This window comes from Brevibacillus sedimenti (genome assembly GCF_020923495.1).
Lineage (GTDB): Bacteria > Bacillota > Bacilli > Brevibacillales > Brevibacillaceae > Brevibacillus > Brevibacillus aydinogluensis.
Map to the genome: position 1 here is coordinate 1265073 of NZ_CP064048.1, position 14928 is coordinate 1280000.

Below are 14928 nucleotides of genomic sequence, written 5' to 3' on the forward strand. Positions count from 1 at the left end.
GCAGCAACATGACTAAGCTCTTTTCCATTCTCATCTGCATTGTATTGACACTGGGCATTATCGTATCCAGTCTGTCAAAGGTAAACGGCTCGATTGTACATGAGGGCGGTTTGCGCGACAGGGCGGTTCATTGGATAAACCAGGCCATCCCTTAGGACAAACCGGTTCCCCCGCTCATGTTTTCGGCAGTTTGTCAACCTGATCAAATCATGTAAGGAGAGTGTTTCGTATGTCCAAAATGTTTTTTATCTTCCTGGCGTGTGTCATGGTGCTTGGCATCGGCGTCAGTTCCTACGGAAACGAGCTCAGCCCATCAGCCAACCAATCGGCGGAACGCATCAACAATTCGGTCCGCTCGCTCAAATACGACACCAGAAGCGAACGGGTGCAGTTCGAAATGCAGGACGGCACTCCGTACTCCAGCAACTGATGCTCAATCTGCAGGCGTTTCTCATCATCCTGGTCATGGTTGGCAGTCTATGCGCGTTTATATGGGGGAGCGATCCCTCAAAACAGTTGTATCAAACCCAACAGGAAAGGGTGTACAGGTCAGCGACGTTCAGCTTTCATTGAACGATCGCTGACCGGCTTAGATGGTCAAGACAAAGGTATTTCTCATCTGCCTGTCTGTCATGATTGTGCTGTTTTCCGCCGTTGCGGCCAGCCACATGTACACCATGGAACGAGCGATCGCACGCAGCATTTTCGCTGATGTGCTGGATGACATGCAGGATATCGGCTATCTCGATCCGGCCCTTGCCGATTACTACCGGCAAAAGATGGCGGAGCTGGGCTGGGACGTGACGGGAGACGTGTTTGCGGGGAGCTGGCCTCAAACGGAGCAGCAGCGGGCCTTGAAGGAGCGAAACGAAATGGTCACGCTTACCCTCACCGTCCGGCCGTCCCGTGTCGCCCAATGGCTGAATCAGTTTGCGGAAGGCAATGCCGCGTTCTTGTTTACGGGCAGTCGTCCCTCCGAATACTTTGATCCGGGGTGGTAGTGTGAACAAACTCATTGCTGTGCTTGCCTTGATGGTGATCGTCCTGCCTATAACTGTTCACCTGCTGTTGAGCGGCCCCGACAACCTCCTTTCGGTCTGCACGCGGTTTTTCGGGGACCTGTTGGAAAACGTGACGCGGTTTGGGACGGGCTGATGGGACAGGTTGTGGCCGTTCTTCTCAATGTGATGGTGCTTCTTTTGGTCCCGCTGGGTATCCTGCAGGTTCATACCGTGGTGCAGACGCATAACGAATTGCTGGAGGTGAGCGCTGCCGCCGCCAAATACGTCAGCAATCACGGGGGCGGCAGCGATGCAGAAGTATTGGCTGACGTCCGTTCCTTTGTCTCGCGGGAACTGTCGGAAAAATCGTTTTTCCTGCATGACTCAGAGCTGTCCGTCAGCATCGTCAGAACGCGGGCGGCCGATCCAGTATTGTGGAGTCACGAAGATGAATTTTTACTGCAGGTGGAAATCCCCTATCCGCGCCTGACTCAACTGCTTCCTGTAGGCAGCGAAACGATGCGGGTGGAGCGGTACGGGACGATCAATATCATGGATTACGATTTATAAACCAGGTTGCGAATAAAGCTGTTTGCCCAATCGAATGGCGGCCCCCATGGGAAATTAGCTGCCCGAACGGTTTGAAAAGGGAGGGGAGGCTTACGGGCATCAATGTACTGTCCATTTCGGCTCTGCTGTTATTTCTGCTGGTGGGGTTGTTTGTCGTCGACGCCGACATTGCCATGCAGAAAAAGACAGAAGTGAAAACCTTGCTGGAACTGGCCAACCATCACGCTACCTTTGCAGTCGAGCCAGTGTTGAAGACAGAGGGCGTCATTGATCTGGTCGAGGAAGAGGCGCTGCTCCGCTTTGACCAGCGCATGCGGGAGAATGGCGGCTATCGCCGGGAAGGCAGCAGCTACCTGCCGGCCGCCGACAGCGTCACTACCGATCCGCTGCGGTTTGTGCGCCATTACGTCGACTTTCGTTCCTGGCGTAAGGATCTGCAGCTCCGGCTGCGGTACGACGGAGCTGCTCTGCACCTGGAGCAGGCAATAACCGGCGCAGAGCGTCCGTCTGGCGGTCATCTGCAGATTGTGGTGGTGACCCAGCGCGGGGAGGAACTCCGGCTTGCTCCGAAGACAATGGTAGGCCCCTCTCATGTGGTCGTTGCGTACGTGGACGAGCGTCCGTTTCTGCCGTTACTGCCCGCTCACGCCTTTCCCGTCGTCAGCGTCGAGGAGCTAAAGCGGTAATGCCGGCTGGAGATATCGCGAATTTTCGACGTTTTTCTCCAAGCATCCCGTCGTTTCGGGATGCTTTTTGTGTAAAGCAAAATACCTAAAAATGCAAGCGATTCCATCAACTATTTGCTAATACTAACATTAATATTCTGTAAACAGGGAGGAATTACCCAGGCTTTGTCGAAATACGCATACAATAACGCATCCGAGAACAACTGGCTTGTACCTCAACGTGAATATCCATTCCAGAGAAGTGAGGGTTGCATATGACTGTGAGTACCTCCACTTTCCAGTCTACTCCCCGTCGCTGGCGGGAAGTCGAAAAGCAGTTGGGTATTACCGTGCCCCGCTCGTTGCGGTCCGACACGTCAACCCTGCTGTTTCTGGAAAGCGTCGCTGCAACACCCATGTTGGACAAAGAGGAAGAGCTGGACTGCCTGGTTCGCTATCAGCGTGACGGGGATTTGAGCGCCCGGGAGACGCTGGTGCGGGCCTATTTGCGCTATGTGGTCAGCACAGCCCTGCGCCATTTACAAAAGGGCATGCCGTTTATGGACTTGATCCAGGAAGGAACTATCGGCCTGTTTACTGCCATTGACAAGTTTGATGTGAACCGAGGTGTCCGTCTCTACCATTATTCCCACTGGTGGATTTCACAGGCGATCACCCGCGCGATTAACGATAAAGGTGCGCTCATCCGCATTCCCGTCCACATGCATGAGCAGATTCGGCACTATCAAAAGCAGGTGACTCACCTGGCCCACCTGCTGAACCGCACGCCGGATCGGCAGGAGATTGCCGACTGGTTGGACATTCCCGTAGAAAAAGTAGAAGCAATTGAGTATGCGCTGATGCTCAAAATGGAATCGATTGATGCTGAACTGGACGACGAACCCAACTCATTTGAACATGATGACGAATGCCTGAGCTATGCGGAGATCGTAGATGACGGAGAAGCGTCGTTGGAAGACTGGATTGAGAAGATCGATCTGCGCGTTCAAATGCGAGCCGCGCTGGAACGTCTTAGCCCGCGCGCCCAGGAGATTATCGCCATGCGCTACGGCCTGTACGACGACCATGTTTACACGCTGGAGGAAGTGGGCAGGATGTTTGGCCTCACTCGAGAGCGCATCCGTCAGATCGAGGCGACCACCATTGATCGGCTGCGCAAGCAAAAGTGTTCCCGCGTGCTCAAAGAATACCTGACGTGACAACACTTCATAATAAAGAATACGCATCCCCCTCCGTTTGCGAGGGGATTTTTTTTGCAGACACGACTTGTCCGGCTTGTTGTGATTGGGGGCGATTACTGGCCAAGCTGCTGCTTCAAAGTGTGTGACAAAGTGATGGATACCGCCCGGATGAGTCGGAAATCTGTCCATGCGCCGCGCTGCACGCTTGGCTTGAGCGGCATCGGTTTTCTTGTGGTACACTACTTCTTGCAGACGTCATGGCAAAAGGAGGATCGCTGCATGAGCGATTATTTGATACGGGCGACCGGGTATAACGGGCATGTGCGCGCATTTGCCGCCCGGACGACCGGCATTGTTGAAGAAATGAGACGCCGCCACGACATGTGGAACACGGCGACGGCGGCCGCAGGGCGGACGTTGACCGTCACGTTGATGATGGGGGCCATGCTGAAAGGAGATGAGCGGCTTTCCGTCAAAGTAAAAGGGGGCGGGCCCATTGGGCAGATTATCGCCGAGGCCAACGCCCACGGGGAAGGCATCGCTTACGTGACCAACCCGCACGTTCACTTTGAACTGAACGACAAGGGCAAACTGGATGTGGCCCGCGCGGTCGGCACCGACGGGTTTCTGTACGTGGTCAAAGACCTGGGAATGAAGGAGCCGTACAGGGGCAGTTCGCCGATTGTCTCCGGTGAAATTGGCGAGGATTTCACCTACTACTTTGTCACTTCGGAGCAAACCCCGTCTGCGGTCGGCGTGGGTGTGCTGGTCAATCCGGAAGATCGCTCCGTGCTGGCCGCCGGAGGGTTTATTCTGCAGCTCCTGCCGGGTACGCCGGACGAGGTAGTGAGCCGGATCGAAGAACGGCTGGGGCAGCTCCCGCAGGTATCCCGGATGATCGGGGAAGGTCTGACGCCGGAACAGATTCTGGAGCGCGTGTTGGACGAGCCGAAAATTCTCAGCCGGACCGACATTCAGTTTCGCTGCACCTGTTCGCCGGAAAAGGTGAGCCAGGCGTTGGTCAGCCTGGGCAAAGAGGAAATGACGGCCCTGATTGAAGAAAAGGGCGAAGCAGAGGTCCACTGTCACTTCTGCAACGAGCGCTACCACTACGATAAAGCGGCGCTGGAAGAGATCATGCAGGAGATGTAAACCAGGGTACCGCTCGTCGACCGCCTTTACCCGGTGGCGATCGTTTTGGAACGATTGCGCAAGGCGGTCGGCGCCCAGATATCTGGGCAAATGCCTCATTGACCGGCCTAGGCACACCTTGTTATAATTATGCCAATAAAACCTAGCATTTTACTAGGTTATAAAAAGGGGGATTGACACGATGCGTGTCGCCAATTCCATTACGGACCTGATCGGGTATACGCCGCTGGTGAAGCTGAATCGCGTCGTCAGCGCTGATATGGCCGACATTTACCTGAAACTGGAGTTTTTCAATCCGGGCAGCAGCGTCAAGGACCGGATTGCTCTGGCGATGATCGAAGCTGCTGAGGCGGAAGGCAAACTGAAACCGGGAGACACGATTATCGAACCGACGAGCGGCAACACCGGGATCGGCTTGGCCATGGTGGCAGCAGCCAAAGGATATCGCGCCATCCTGGTCATGCCGGAGACGATGAGCATTGAGCGGCGCAATCTGCTGCGCGCCTACGGAGCAGAGCTGGTGCTGACACCGGGCAGCGAAGGCATGGGCGGCGCCATTCGCAAGGCGGAAGAGCTGGTGAAAGAAAATCCTTCCTATTTCATGCCGCAGCAGTTCAACAACCCGGCCAACCCGAAAGTGCATCGGGAGACGACCGGTCGGGAACTCTTGGAGCAGGCAAAAGAAATCGGCGGGATCGACGCGTTTATTTCCGGTGTCGGCACCGGCGGGACGATCACAGGCGTTGGTCAACTGCTGCGTGAACATTACCCCCATGTCCACATTGTCGCCGTGGAACCGGCCGCCTCGCCCGTTTTGTCCGGCGGAAAACCGGGCCCGCACAAGATTCAGGGCATCGGAGCCGGCTTTGTACCGGCGATTCTGGACACCAATGTGTATGACGAGATCATCAAGGTAGAAAACGAGGAAGCCTTCGAAACGGCACGACGCGTTGCCCGCAACGAGGGGATTCTCGGCGGCATTTCTTCCGGTGCGGCTATTTTTGCCGCGCTGAAGGTGGCGCAGAAGCTGGGTCGGGGCAAAAAAGTAGTGGCGGTCATTCCGAGCAACGGTGAACGCTACCTGTCCACCCCGCTGTATCAGTTTGAAGAATAAGACGGAAAGAAGCGTTGGACCAAATGAAACGTCGGCTTGCGGCCGGCGTTCTTTATTTCATGCGATTCGTTCCGCGCAGCCAAAAAGTAACCGCGAAACATCCCCGGTGAATGTGATATGCTGGAGGCGAGAAAGCAGAATGACGGAGCGTGAATTGATTTGATCCTGCCATCCTTTACCGACATCGAGAAGTATGCTGGCGAGTATCCGTACGTCCCGCTTGCTGTACGCCTCGCCTGGCCGGAGAACCTGGACCCGTGGGAACTGCTCAATGCCCTGCAGCCCTCACTGGAGGGAGCGGCGCTCTTGGAGAGCGGACGAGCCGGCCGCTTTACCTATCTCACTTGGCAGCCCGTCGCGGTGATGCAGAGCAAGGACCTGCAAACCACGGTCACATTCGCTGACGGCCAAACTGAACGGATAACAGGGGAAAACCCGCTGTTTGCGCTTCGTGAGCTGCTGGCCCGCTACCGGACGCCGGTTGTGCCGGGTCTGCCCGACTTTTGCGGCGGCGCATTGGGATACCTTAGTTACGACATGAACCGTTTTTTTGAACCGACCCTGCCGCAGATCGCTGCAGACGACTTACGGCTGCCCGACCTGTATGTTATGATAGTGCAAGACCTTCTTGTCTTTGATCATGCGACGCGGGAATGTTACTGCCTGACGCACCTGCCGACGAGCGGATTGACGGAAGATTCGTACCGCGACGCGGCGGAGTGCCTGTCACAGCGGGCCCGAGAGCTTACATCCCTGACCCGGGACGCACAGGCGGACGATACCGACTGGGACGCGCTGCGCAAGCGGCCGCTGGAGTCGGCCACCCCGGCCCAGGTGTCATTTGGCCAGGAACAGTTTGAAGAGGCGGTGCGCCGCGTGCAGGCGTACATTGCCCAAGGGGACGTGTTTCAGGTGAACCTCTCGGTGCGGCAGAGCAAGCCGATGCGGGTGATGCCAGCCGACGTCTACAGCGTGCTGCGCAAGCTAAACCCGTCGCCGTACATGGGCTACCTGCACTTCCCCGAGTTTCAACTGGTCAGCGGTTCGCCGGAGCTGCTCATCAAGGTAAAGGGCGGCGCAGTCAGCACCCGGCCGATCGCCGGCACGCGCCCGCGGGGAAGAAACGACGCGGAAGACGAGGCACTGGTGCGCGAACTGGTGGAGAACGAAAAAGAGCGGGCGGAACACGTCATGCTGGTCGATCTGGAGCGCAACGACCTCGGCCGTGTATGCCGGTACGGCAGCGTACGGGTGAGCGAGTTCATGGTCGTGGAAAAGTACTCCCACGTCATGCATATCGTCTCCCATGTGGAAGGAGAGTTGGCGGAGGGAAAAGACGCGTTTGACGCGGTCGCGGCTGCATTTCCCGGCGGGACGATCACCGGTGCGCCCAAAGTGCGGACGATGGAGATCATCGAGGAGCTGGAACCGGTCAAACGGGGTGTCTACACCGGGTCGATTGGCTGGTTCGGGTTTAATGGCGACGTGGAAGTCAACATCGCCATCCGCACCATGGTGGTCAAGGACGGCATGGCCCACGTGCAGGCGGGGCGGGTATCGTCATCGACTCCCGTCCCGAGGCAGAGTATGTCGAGTCGCTGAAAAAGGCGGAAGCGTTGTGGAAAGCATTGGAGTTGAGTGAGCAGAGAAAGGCGAGTCGAGAGGAGTTGAGCGTATGATTTTGATGATTGACAACTACGATTCCTTTACCTACAACCTGGTGCAGTACGTGGGGGAGCTGGGCGAGGAGCTGCGGGTCGTCCGCAACGACAAGATTACGCTGGAGGAGATTGAGCGCCTCGCGCCGGACTACCTGATGATTTCGCCGGGGCCGTGCACGCCCAATGAGGCGGGCATCAGCATGGAGGCCATCCGTTATTTCGCCGGCAAAATTCCGATGCTGGGCGTATGTCTGGGCCATCAGTCGATCGGTCAGGTGTTCGGCGGCAAGGTGGTGCGTGCCGAGCGGCTGATGCATGGCAAGACGTCCGAGGTGTATCACGACGGCCAGACGATTTTTCGCGGCATTCCCTCTCCATTTACGGCGGCGCGCTACCACTCGCTGATTTTGGAGGAGGCGAGCCTGCCCGACGTGCTGGAAGTGACCGCGCGTACGGAGGAAGGGGAGATCATGGCCGTGCGCCATCGCCATTACCCGATCGAAGGCGTGCAGTTTCACCCCGAATCGATCATTACCCAGTACGGCAAACAGCTACTGCAAAACTTCCTGGATACGTATGCGAAACAAGCAGCAGGATAACGATAATGTGAAAGCGCCTGATGCACTCGGGCGCTTTTTTATTCAATAGACCAAAGATTAACACAACATTTATCCGGAATTAACCGAATGTCGACGATTCGCTTGTACAATCGACGTAACAGATGCGTAACGTAAAGGAGCGAATGTGCAATGGACGTGAACCGGCGACAGTTTTTGACATATCTCGGCGCTGGTGCGGCAGCGCTGGCTTCTCTGGCGACCGGCATACCGGCGCTGGCAGCGGGTGAATCGCTCTCCGGAAAAACGGCCGACCACCTGTTCGGGCTGGAGGCAAAAAAGCACAAGTTTTCCCCAAAGTTCAAACCGATCCGGCCAACCACCAAGGACGATGTAGTGCTGCCCGAAGGATTTCGATACGACGTCGTGGCTGTCTACGGTGACAGAATCAACAAGGCAGGCGACACGTTTGGCTTCAACGCTGACTTCACCTGTTTCCTCCCGATTGACGGCAGGTCGGACCACGGCCTCCTGTGGGTAAATCACGAGTATCTGGGCGAACTGGAATACTACGTCACCGGCTATGACGCGCTTAACGCCGATCCAAAACAGAACCGGCGAACGGCGGAGCAAATCCGGAAGTACCTGTATGCGCTGGGCGGGTCGGTGATCGAAGTGAAAAAGGAAAACGGCAGGTGGAAGCTGGTCAGCGACTCCGCCTACGGTCGCCGCGTCAGCGGTTTGACCAAACACGTGTTGACCGGCCCGGCCGCGTCCATCGCCAAGGAAGTGACCGGCACGTTTGCAAACTGCTCCGGCGGTGTGACGCTGTGGAACACCATCCTCTCCTGCGAAGAAAACTTCCAGGACGTGGTGAACGACTGCAAGTTGCCGGACAGCCGCCACTACGGATGGGTGGTGGAGGTGGATCCGTTTGATCCGGCATCCACGCCGAAAAAGCATACCGCCCTGGGCCGTTTTTCCCATGAAAATACGGCCATGGTGATCGCGCCGACGGGACAGCTGGTCGTCTACATGGGTGACGACGCCAACGACCAGTACGTGTACAAATACGTCTCCAAAGGCAAATACGACCCGAAAGCGGGCAAACAAAACTCCAAGCTGCTGGAAGAAGGTACGCTGTACGTGGCCAACTTCGGCAAGGGCGCCTGGATTGCGCTGGACTATGCCTCCAACGAGGTGCTGCAGCAGGCGACCGACAGCGCGGGCAAACCGCTGTTTTCCTCCCAGGCCGACGTGTTGGTCAACTGCCGCGATGCGGCCAAAGCTGTAGGGGCCACCCCGATGGACCGGCCGGAAGACGTCGAGGTGCATCCGATCGACGGCAGCGTTTTTATCGCCATGACGAACAACGCAAAGCACGGCAACTTCTACGGCCAGATCGTCCGCCTGTTTGAACAGGACGGCAATCATGCCGGCACCGCATTTACCTTTGAAATCTTTGCCGCCGGCGGTCCGCAGAGCGGGTTTGCGGCACCGGACAACATGGCGTTTGACAGCGCAGGCAACCTCTGGGTGGTGACCGACATTTCGTCATCGTCCATGAACAGCGGCATCTACACGCCATTCGGCAACAACGGCGTCTACTTGATCCCGACCTCCGGAGACCACAAAGGGGAAGCGGTGCAGTTTGCATCTGCACCGGTCGGCGCGGAGATGACCGGCCCGTGGTTTACCCCGGACGAAAAGACGCTGTTCCTGTCCGTGCAGCATCCGGGGGAAAACCTGACGTCCTACGACCGGCCGACCAGCCACTGGCCGAAAGGCGGCAGCTCGGTAGCTCTGCCTGGCGTCATTGCCATCACCGGCTTTTAATCTGCGAGGGAGTGTAGCCTGACATGTTATCCAGCATTGGTATCCCCGGGCTTATCTTGATTCTGATTATCGCCCTGGTCATCTTTGGACCGAGCAAGCTGCCGGAGATCGGCCGCGCCTTTGGCCGGACGTTGACGGAGTTCAAGTTGGCGGCCAGGGAACTGACCAACGACGACGAGGAAAAGAAAATACAAGGGCTGGATGTCTCCGTAAAAAACGGGGAGAAGCGTTGAAGCCAATCAACAGCCATCCGGCAGAAAAAGGCGGTGCGTCCCGTGCGTACTGCCTTTTTTCTTTTGTAGGGATTACCATGTCGCCATCCCCGATGATGCACCGTACACGGTGCGCGGAAAGAGCGCTGAGGCAGGACGTAATGTGGTATGATGAACTCGAATACCGATTGTCGGGAGCGAGCGCGAAATGCATATCTACGTAAACGGAACAATCATGCCTGCGGAACAGGCGTCGGTGTCCGTCCTGGATCACGGTTTCCTGTACGGAATTGGCCTGTTTGAAACGGTGCGCGTCTACCAGCGCCGCCTCTTTCTGTGGGACGACCATTACGCCCGGCTCAGTTCGGGGCTGTTGGCGCTGCGCATCAAAGCGCCGTGGACGGCGGAGGAATTGGCTGACGCGATCCTGCGGACGGCGGATGCCAACGGGCTGGCCGACGCGTATGTGCGGCTCAGCGTGACAGCCGGGCCGGAGGGAGTCGGCCTGGCGTCGGATGAGTATGTGAGGCCGTCGCTCTTCATCTTTGCAAAAGAAGTGCCGCCCCTGACGGAACCGCCCCGGCCCAAGAAACTGCAAACGCTGTCCGTACCGCGCCAGACGGCGGAGGGTCATCAGCGGTTCAAATCGCACAACTATATAAACAACGCGCTGGCCCGTCTGGAATTGGGAGCACAGCCGGACGTGGAAGGGTTGTTTTTGACACGGGAAGGCTATGTGGCAGAGGGCATCGTCAGCAACCTGTTTTGGGTGACCAACGGCCACTTGTACACGCCTTCCACGGACACAGGCATTCTCGACGGCGTGACCCGGCGCCATGTGCTGAAACTGGCGCAAAAGCTCGGCATCCCCGCCCAAGAGGGATGGTACCGGCCGGATGCGCTGGTGCAGGCGGACGAAGTGTTTGTCACCAACTCGGTGCAGGAGGTCGTGCCGGTGAGCACAATCGACGGCCGACCGGTGCCGGCTTCGTACGGGGAATACACCCGTGCTTTGCGCTGCGCCTACCGCGAATCGGTAGCGTCCGGTAGGTAAGTATGGTATGCTATCAATCAACATGCCACCTTGTCATTGACAACTGAAGGGGAGCTAGGCAGATGAAGCACAATCCATTTGTGATACACGGCCGGAGCCGGGCCGGACTGGCGACGGAACTGTCTGACCGAAACGTGTGCGAGTCCGACCTGGAGCGGCTGGCCGTAGCGGGAGAACCGCTGTTGATCCACCTGGAACGTCTGTCGCCGGCAGCTGCACGACTGCTGCGGACAAGCGTACAGGCGTGCGGAGGCGATGCAGTCGTCCTCGACAATCCGGCTTCGTCCGGAGTGGCCGACATTCTGATCCAGGCGACACAAGGTCAGCTGGAGGGCTTGCTGCACCGGCTGCCGGATCAGGAAGGAAGCCTGCTGGAAGCGGCACAGGAAGTGTTGGAGCTATTGACCATGCGTCGGCAGCTTCGGCAGCGACGGGGACTGGTCTGCGGCCGTTATGTGCTGCCGTTGGGACAGCGGACCCTGGTGATGGGGATTTTGAATGTGACGCCCGACTCCTTTTCCGACGGCGGCCGGTACGTGGACCTGGATCAGGCGGTTGCCCGGGCCCGCGCGATGGTGGAAGCGGGAGCGGACATCATTGACATCGGCGGAGAGTCGACGCGCCCCGGTGCTGTGGAAGTAGGACTGGAGGAAGAGTTGGAGCGCGTCATGCCGGTCATCCGCGCGCTGGTGGAGGAAGTGCAGGTCCCGCTGTCCATTGACACCTACAAGTCTGAAGTGGCGGAGCAGGCAATCAAAGCCGGCGCCCACATCATCAACGACGTCTGGGGAGCCAAACGGGACCGGCGAATCGCCCAGGTTGCCGCGCGCTACGATGCTCCGATCATTTTGATGCACAACCGGGAAGACATGGCCTACTCCCGCTTCTTTTGCGACATGGTGCGCGATCTGCGGGAATCGGTCCGCATCGCGCGGGAGGCTGGTGTCCGCGACGAGCAGATCATCCTCGATCCGGGGATCGGGTTTGCCAAAACGCTGGACCAAAATTTGGAGGCGATGCGCCGCCTGGACGATCTGGTCGCGCTCGGCTATCCGGTGCTGCTCGGCACGTCGCGCAAATCGATGATTGGCAAGGTGCTCGACCTGCCGGTGCATGACCGAATGGAGGGTACGGCTGCCACCGTCGCCCTGGGCGTAGCGAAGGGCTGCCACATCGTCCGGGTGCACGACGTCAAGGAAATGAAGCGGGTCGTCACAATGATGGACGCGATGTGCAAGGGAGGCCTCCCTGTTGGATAAAATCTACTTTAACCGCATGTCATTTTACGGCTATCACGGCGTTTTCGAAGCAGAGGCCCAGCTCGGGCAGCGTTTTTACGTGGATCTGGTGCTGGCGTTGGACTTGTCCCGCGCCGGAGCCAGCGACGATCTAAACGATACGGTCAATTACGCCGATATCTTTGATTGTGTTCGAAAAATCGTCGAAACAGAGCGATACAACCTGGTGGAAGCGTTGACGGCCCGCATTGCCGGCCAACTGTTGCAGTCATTCCCGATCGCGGAAGTGACGGTGAAGGTGACGAAACCCAACCCGCCCATCAACGGCCAATACGACTCGGTTGCCATCGAGATGACGCGCAGAAGAGAGGACATGAACGTATGACGGTACGGTCGTATCTCGCCCTTGGTTCCAACTTGGGGGACCGGGCGGACAACTTACGGCAGGCAGTGCAAAAGCTAAACGAACGGAAGGGCATCCGCGTCGTGCGGATCTCATCCGTCTATGAAACCGATCCGGTCGGGTACGTGGAGCAGGACGCGTTCCTGAACATGGCGATCGCGGTGGAAACGGATCTGTCCCCGGAAAAACTGCTGGAGGAAGCGCTGGCAGTGGAACAGGAACTGGGACGTGTGCGCACCGTCCGCTGGGGGCCGCGCACGATCGACATCGACGTGCTGCTGTACGGCGGCCAAGCGGTGAGGCAGGAACACCTGGTCATTCCCCATCCGGAGATGGCTGATCGGGCATTTGTTCTGATTCCGCTTCGTGACGTCTGGGAGGGAGGACCGCTTCCCGTATTCGGCCGGACCGTCGATGACCTTCTCCGGTTGTTGCCGCAGGATGACAAGGGGGTACGAAAGTGGGGAACAATCGATTGGGCAATCGCATACGGTCATTCCGGAAGTTGAAGGGGTACACGCAGCAGACCCTGGCTGACAAGATGGGCGTGTCCCTGTCGTTTGTCGGTTCACTGGAGAGGGGCACCCGCACGCCGACCGAACCGGTGCTGCGCAAAATCGCCAGCACTTTACAGGTGGACTACGAAGAATTATGTGCTATAAATAGTAAATGACCTTTCAGCTGGGTCAGACGCTCTCCGCATCGCCCGCCCGCGCATGTATCAGCGCAGAGGTCACTTGTACCTTGCGGGAAAAGGAGGTTGTGTATAAATGAAAATCGGTAACATCGAGTTGAAAAACAACGTCGTTCTTGCGCCGATGGCAGGGGTGTGCAATCCCGCTTTCCGCTTGATCGCCAAGGAGTTTGGCACCGGTTTGGTCTGTGCCGAAATGGTCAGCGACAAGGGAATCGTGCACGGCAACAAGAAGACGATGGATATGCTGTTTGTTGACGAACGGGAAAAGCCGTTGAGCCTGCAGATTTTTGGCGGAGACAAGGAAACGCTGGTCGAAGCGGCGAAGTATGTTGACAAGAACACCAACGCGGACATCATCGACATTAACATGGGCTGTCCCGTTCCCAAGATCGTGAATTGTGATGCCGGCGCCCGGCTGCTGCTGGACCCGAACAAGATATACGAAGTCGTTTCGGCCGTTGTCGATGTCGTGGACAAACCGGTTACGGTCAAAATGCGTCTGGGCTGGGATGACGAGCATCTGTACGCGATTGAAAACGCCCAGGCGGTGGAGCGTGCCGGTGCCCAGGCGATTGCCGTCCACGGTCGCACCCGCGTGCAGATGTACAAGGGCAAGGCTGATTGGAACTGGATTCGCCGCGTCAAGGAAGCGGTCTCCATTCCCGTGATTGGCAACGGCGACGTCGCGACGCCGGAAGACGCGCGCCGCATGCTGGACATGACCGGCTGTGACGGCGTGATGATCGGCCGAGCCGCTTTGGGCAACCCGTGGATGCTGTACCGCACTGTTCAGTACCTGACCAAAGGGGTGCTGCCGCCGGAGCCGACAGCCCGCGAAAAAGTGGAGATTTGCCTGCTGCACGCTCAGCGGCTGATCGCCTTGAAGGGGCCGCGCGTCGGCATCCTGGAGATGCGCAAGCACGCAGCCTGGTATCTGAAAGGGCTGAAAGGGGCCACCCATGCCAAAAACCTGATCAATGCCGTGGAGACGGAGGAAGAGCTGCGCCGCATCCTGTTGGACTACGTCGAATGGGTGGAAAACCACGCCGACGATCTCGACGAAGCAGACGTTTTCGTGCCGGATGAAGCCGTCAGCTCGTAACATCCCAGACATTGACAAGGGTTCCTTCATATCCTATAATACACCGTATTATCAGGACTCAAGCTGCCAGTTCACCCTGGCAGCTTTCCCTATGAAGCCTTATGTCATGCACGATCGAACTGTATATTGTATAGAACATCTACATATAATTCTTTGTACTTTACCAGGTGCGAAGGAATTATCTGTAAACGGGGGAATTGAACCATGTCGGAAAAAGAAGTAATTCTTACACCAGAAGGTTTGGCGAAACTGGAACAAGAGCTGGAGGATTTGAAAACGGTTAAACGCAAAGAGGTAGCGGCGCGGATCAAGGAAGCGATCAGCTATGGCGATATCAGCGAGAACTCTGAGTACGAAGAGGCGAAAAACGAGCAGGCCTTTATCGAAGGGCGCATTCTCACGCTGGAAAAAATGCTGCGCAACGCCCGCATCATCACCAACGAAGATGTGGATACCGGAGTGGT

The 14928-nt window shown here is 57.4% G+C and carries 19 protein-coding genes and 1 pseudogene (1 of these 20 cut by a window edge); all 20 read left to right on the plus strand.

What is annotated here, in order from left to right:
* The first annotated feature begins 8 nt into the window (after nucleotides 1-8).
* The gene (locus IRT44_RS06040) at nucleotides 9-155 is read left to right on the plus strand and encodes a hypothetical protein (RefSeq protein WP_212132597.1); all 147 of its coding nucleotides are present in this window, start codon (nucleotides 9-11) and stop codon (nucleotides 153-155) included.
* 74 nt (nucleotides 156-229) lie between these two features.
* The gene (locus IRT44_RS06045; protein WP_171567251.1) at nucleotides 230-430 is read left to right on the plus strand and encodes a hypothetical protein; all 201 of its coding nucleotides are present in this window, start codon (nucleotides 230-232) and stop codon (nucleotides 428-430) included.
* A 163-nt stretch (nucleotides 431-593) separates the two neighbouring features.
* Nucleotides 594-1001 carry a hypothetical protein gene (locus tag IRT44_RS06050; RefSeq protein ID WP_171567252.1) on the plus strand — a complete coding sequence of 136 codons (408 nt, stop codon included), beginning with the start codon at nucleotides 594-596 and terminating at the stop codon, nucleotides 999-1001.
* A gap of 1 nt (nucleotide 1002) precedes the next feature.
* Nucleotides 1003-1155: a hypothetical protein gene (locus IRT44_RS06055; protein ID WP_212132595.1), complete on the plus strand. Its 153-nt coding sequence runs from the start codon at nucleotides 1003-1005 to the stop codon at nucleotides 1153-1155.
* Complete coding sequence (locus IRT44_RS06060) at nucleotides 1155-1571, plus strand: hypothetical protein (RefSeq protein WP_171567254.1); 417 nt, start codon at nucleotides 1155-1157, stop codon at nucleotides 1569-1571. Before IRT44_RS06055 ends, IRT44_RS06060 begins: the two co-directional genes overlap by 1 nt.
* Nucleotides 1572-1693: 122 nt before the next feature.
* Complete coding sequence (locus IRT44_RS06065) at nucleotides 1694-2257, plus strand: hypothetical protein (RefSeq protein ID WP_311838089.1); 564 nt, start codon at nucleotides 1694-1696, stop codon at nucleotides 2255-2257.
* Between the two features lie 254 nt (nucleotides 2258-2511).
* Nucleotides 2512-3456, plus strand: coding sequence for a sigma-70 family RNA polymerase sigma factor (locus IRT44_RS06070; RefSeq protein WP_171567255.1), 945 nt, complete (start codon nucleotides 2512-2514; stop codon nucleotides 3454-3456).
* 261 nt (nucleotides 3457-3717) lie between these two features.
* On the plus strand, nucleotides 3718-4590 hold the full coding sequence (gene hslO, locus IRT44_RS06075) for an Hsp33 family molecular chaperone HslO (protein ID WP_230077633.1): 873 nt from the start codon (nucleotides 3718-3720) through the stop codon (nucleotides 4588-4590).
* A gap of 181 nt (nucleotides 4591-4771) precedes the next feature.
* Nucleotides 4772-5704 (plus strand): cysteine synthase A, encoded by a 933-nt coding sequence (gene cysK / locus IRT44_RS06080; protein ID WP_171567567.1) that lies wholly within the window; start codon nucleotides 4772-4774, stop codon nucleotides 5702-5704.
* Nucleotides 5705-5953: 249 nt separating this feature from the next.
* Nucleotides 5954-7383: pseudogene (locus IRT44_RS06085) on the plus strand (anthranilate synthase component I family protein).
* Nucleotides 7380-7964 carry an aminodeoxychorismate/anthranilate synthase component II gene (gene pabA / locus IRT44_RS06090; RefSeq protein WP_171567566.1) on the plus strand — a complete coding sequence of 195 codons (585 nt, stop codon included), beginning with the start codon at nucleotides 7380-7382 and terminating at the stop codon, nucleotides 7962-7964. Before IRT44_RS06085 ends, pabA begins: the two are co-directional and overlap by 4 nt.
* Before the next feature lie 150 nt (nucleotides 7965-8114).
* Nucleotides 8115-9758, plus strand: a complete 1644-nt coding sequence (locus tag IRT44_RS06095) for a PhoX family protein (RefSeq protein ID WP_171567565.1) — start codon at nucleotides 8115-8117, stop codon at nucleotides 9756-9758.
* Nucleotides 9759-9781: 23 nt separating this feature from the next.
* Nucleotides 9782-9991, plus strand: a complete 210-nt coding sequence (tatA, locus tag IRT44_RS06100) for a twin-arginine translocase TatA/TatE family subunit (RefSeq protein ID WP_171567564.1) — start codon at nucleotides 9782-9784, stop codon at nucleotides 9989-9991.
* A gap of 187 nt (nucleotides 9992-10178) precedes the next feature.
* A complete protein-coding gene (gene pabC / locus IRT44_RS06105; protein WP_230077634.1) occupies nucleotides 10179-11024 on the plus strand; it encodes an aminodeoxychorismate lyase in 846 nt (281 codons plus the stop codon).
* Between the two features lie 407 nt (nucleotides 11025-11431).
* Nucleotides 11432-12283: a dihydropteroate synthase gene (gene folP, locus IRT44_RS06110; RefSeq protein ID WP_311838091.1), complete on the plus strand. Its 852-nt coding sequence runs from the start codon at nucleotides 11432-11434 to the stop codon at nucleotides 12281-12283.
* Nucleotides 12276-12647, plus strand: coding sequence for a dihydroneopterin aldolase (folB, locus tag IRT44_RS06115; protein WP_171567561.1), 372 nt, complete (start codon nucleotides 12276-12278; stop codon nucleotides 12645-12647). The genes folP and folB overlap by 8 nt, the downstream gene beginning before the upstream one ends.
* Complete coding sequence (folK, locus tag IRT44_RS06120; RefSeq protein ID WP_171567560.1) at nucleotides 12644-13174, plus strand: 2-amino-4-hydroxy-6-hydroxymethyldihydropteridine diphosphokinase; 531 nt, start codon at nucleotides 12644-12646, stop codon at nucleotides 13172-13174. Before folB ends, folK begins: the two co-directional genes overlap by 4 nt.
* Entirely contained in the window at nucleotides 13126-13338 is a 213-nt protein-coding gene (locus IRT44_RS06125; protein WP_171567559.1) for a helix-turn-helix domain-containing protein, read from the plus strand. Before folK ends, IRT44_RS06125 begins: the two co-directional genes overlap by 49 nt.
* 97 nt (nucleotides 13339-13435) lie before the next feature.
* Nucleotides 13436-14464: a tRNA dihydrouridine synthase DusB gene (gene dusB, locus IRT44_RS06130; RefSeq protein WP_212132591.1), complete on the plus strand. Its 1029-nt coding sequence runs from the start codon at nucleotides 13436-13438 to the stop codon at nucleotides 14462-14464.
* A 204-nt stretch (nucleotides 14465-14668) separates the two neighbouring features.
* Nucleotides 14669-14928, plus strand: the 5' portion of a protein-coding gene (greA, locus tag IRT44_RS06135; protein ID WP_171567557.1) for a transcription elongation factor GreA. 217 nt of this gene lie beyond the right edge of the window; the window shows 260 of its 477 coding nt (coding positions 1-260); it begins with the start codon at nucleotides 14669-14671; its stop codon lies beyond the right edge, outside the window.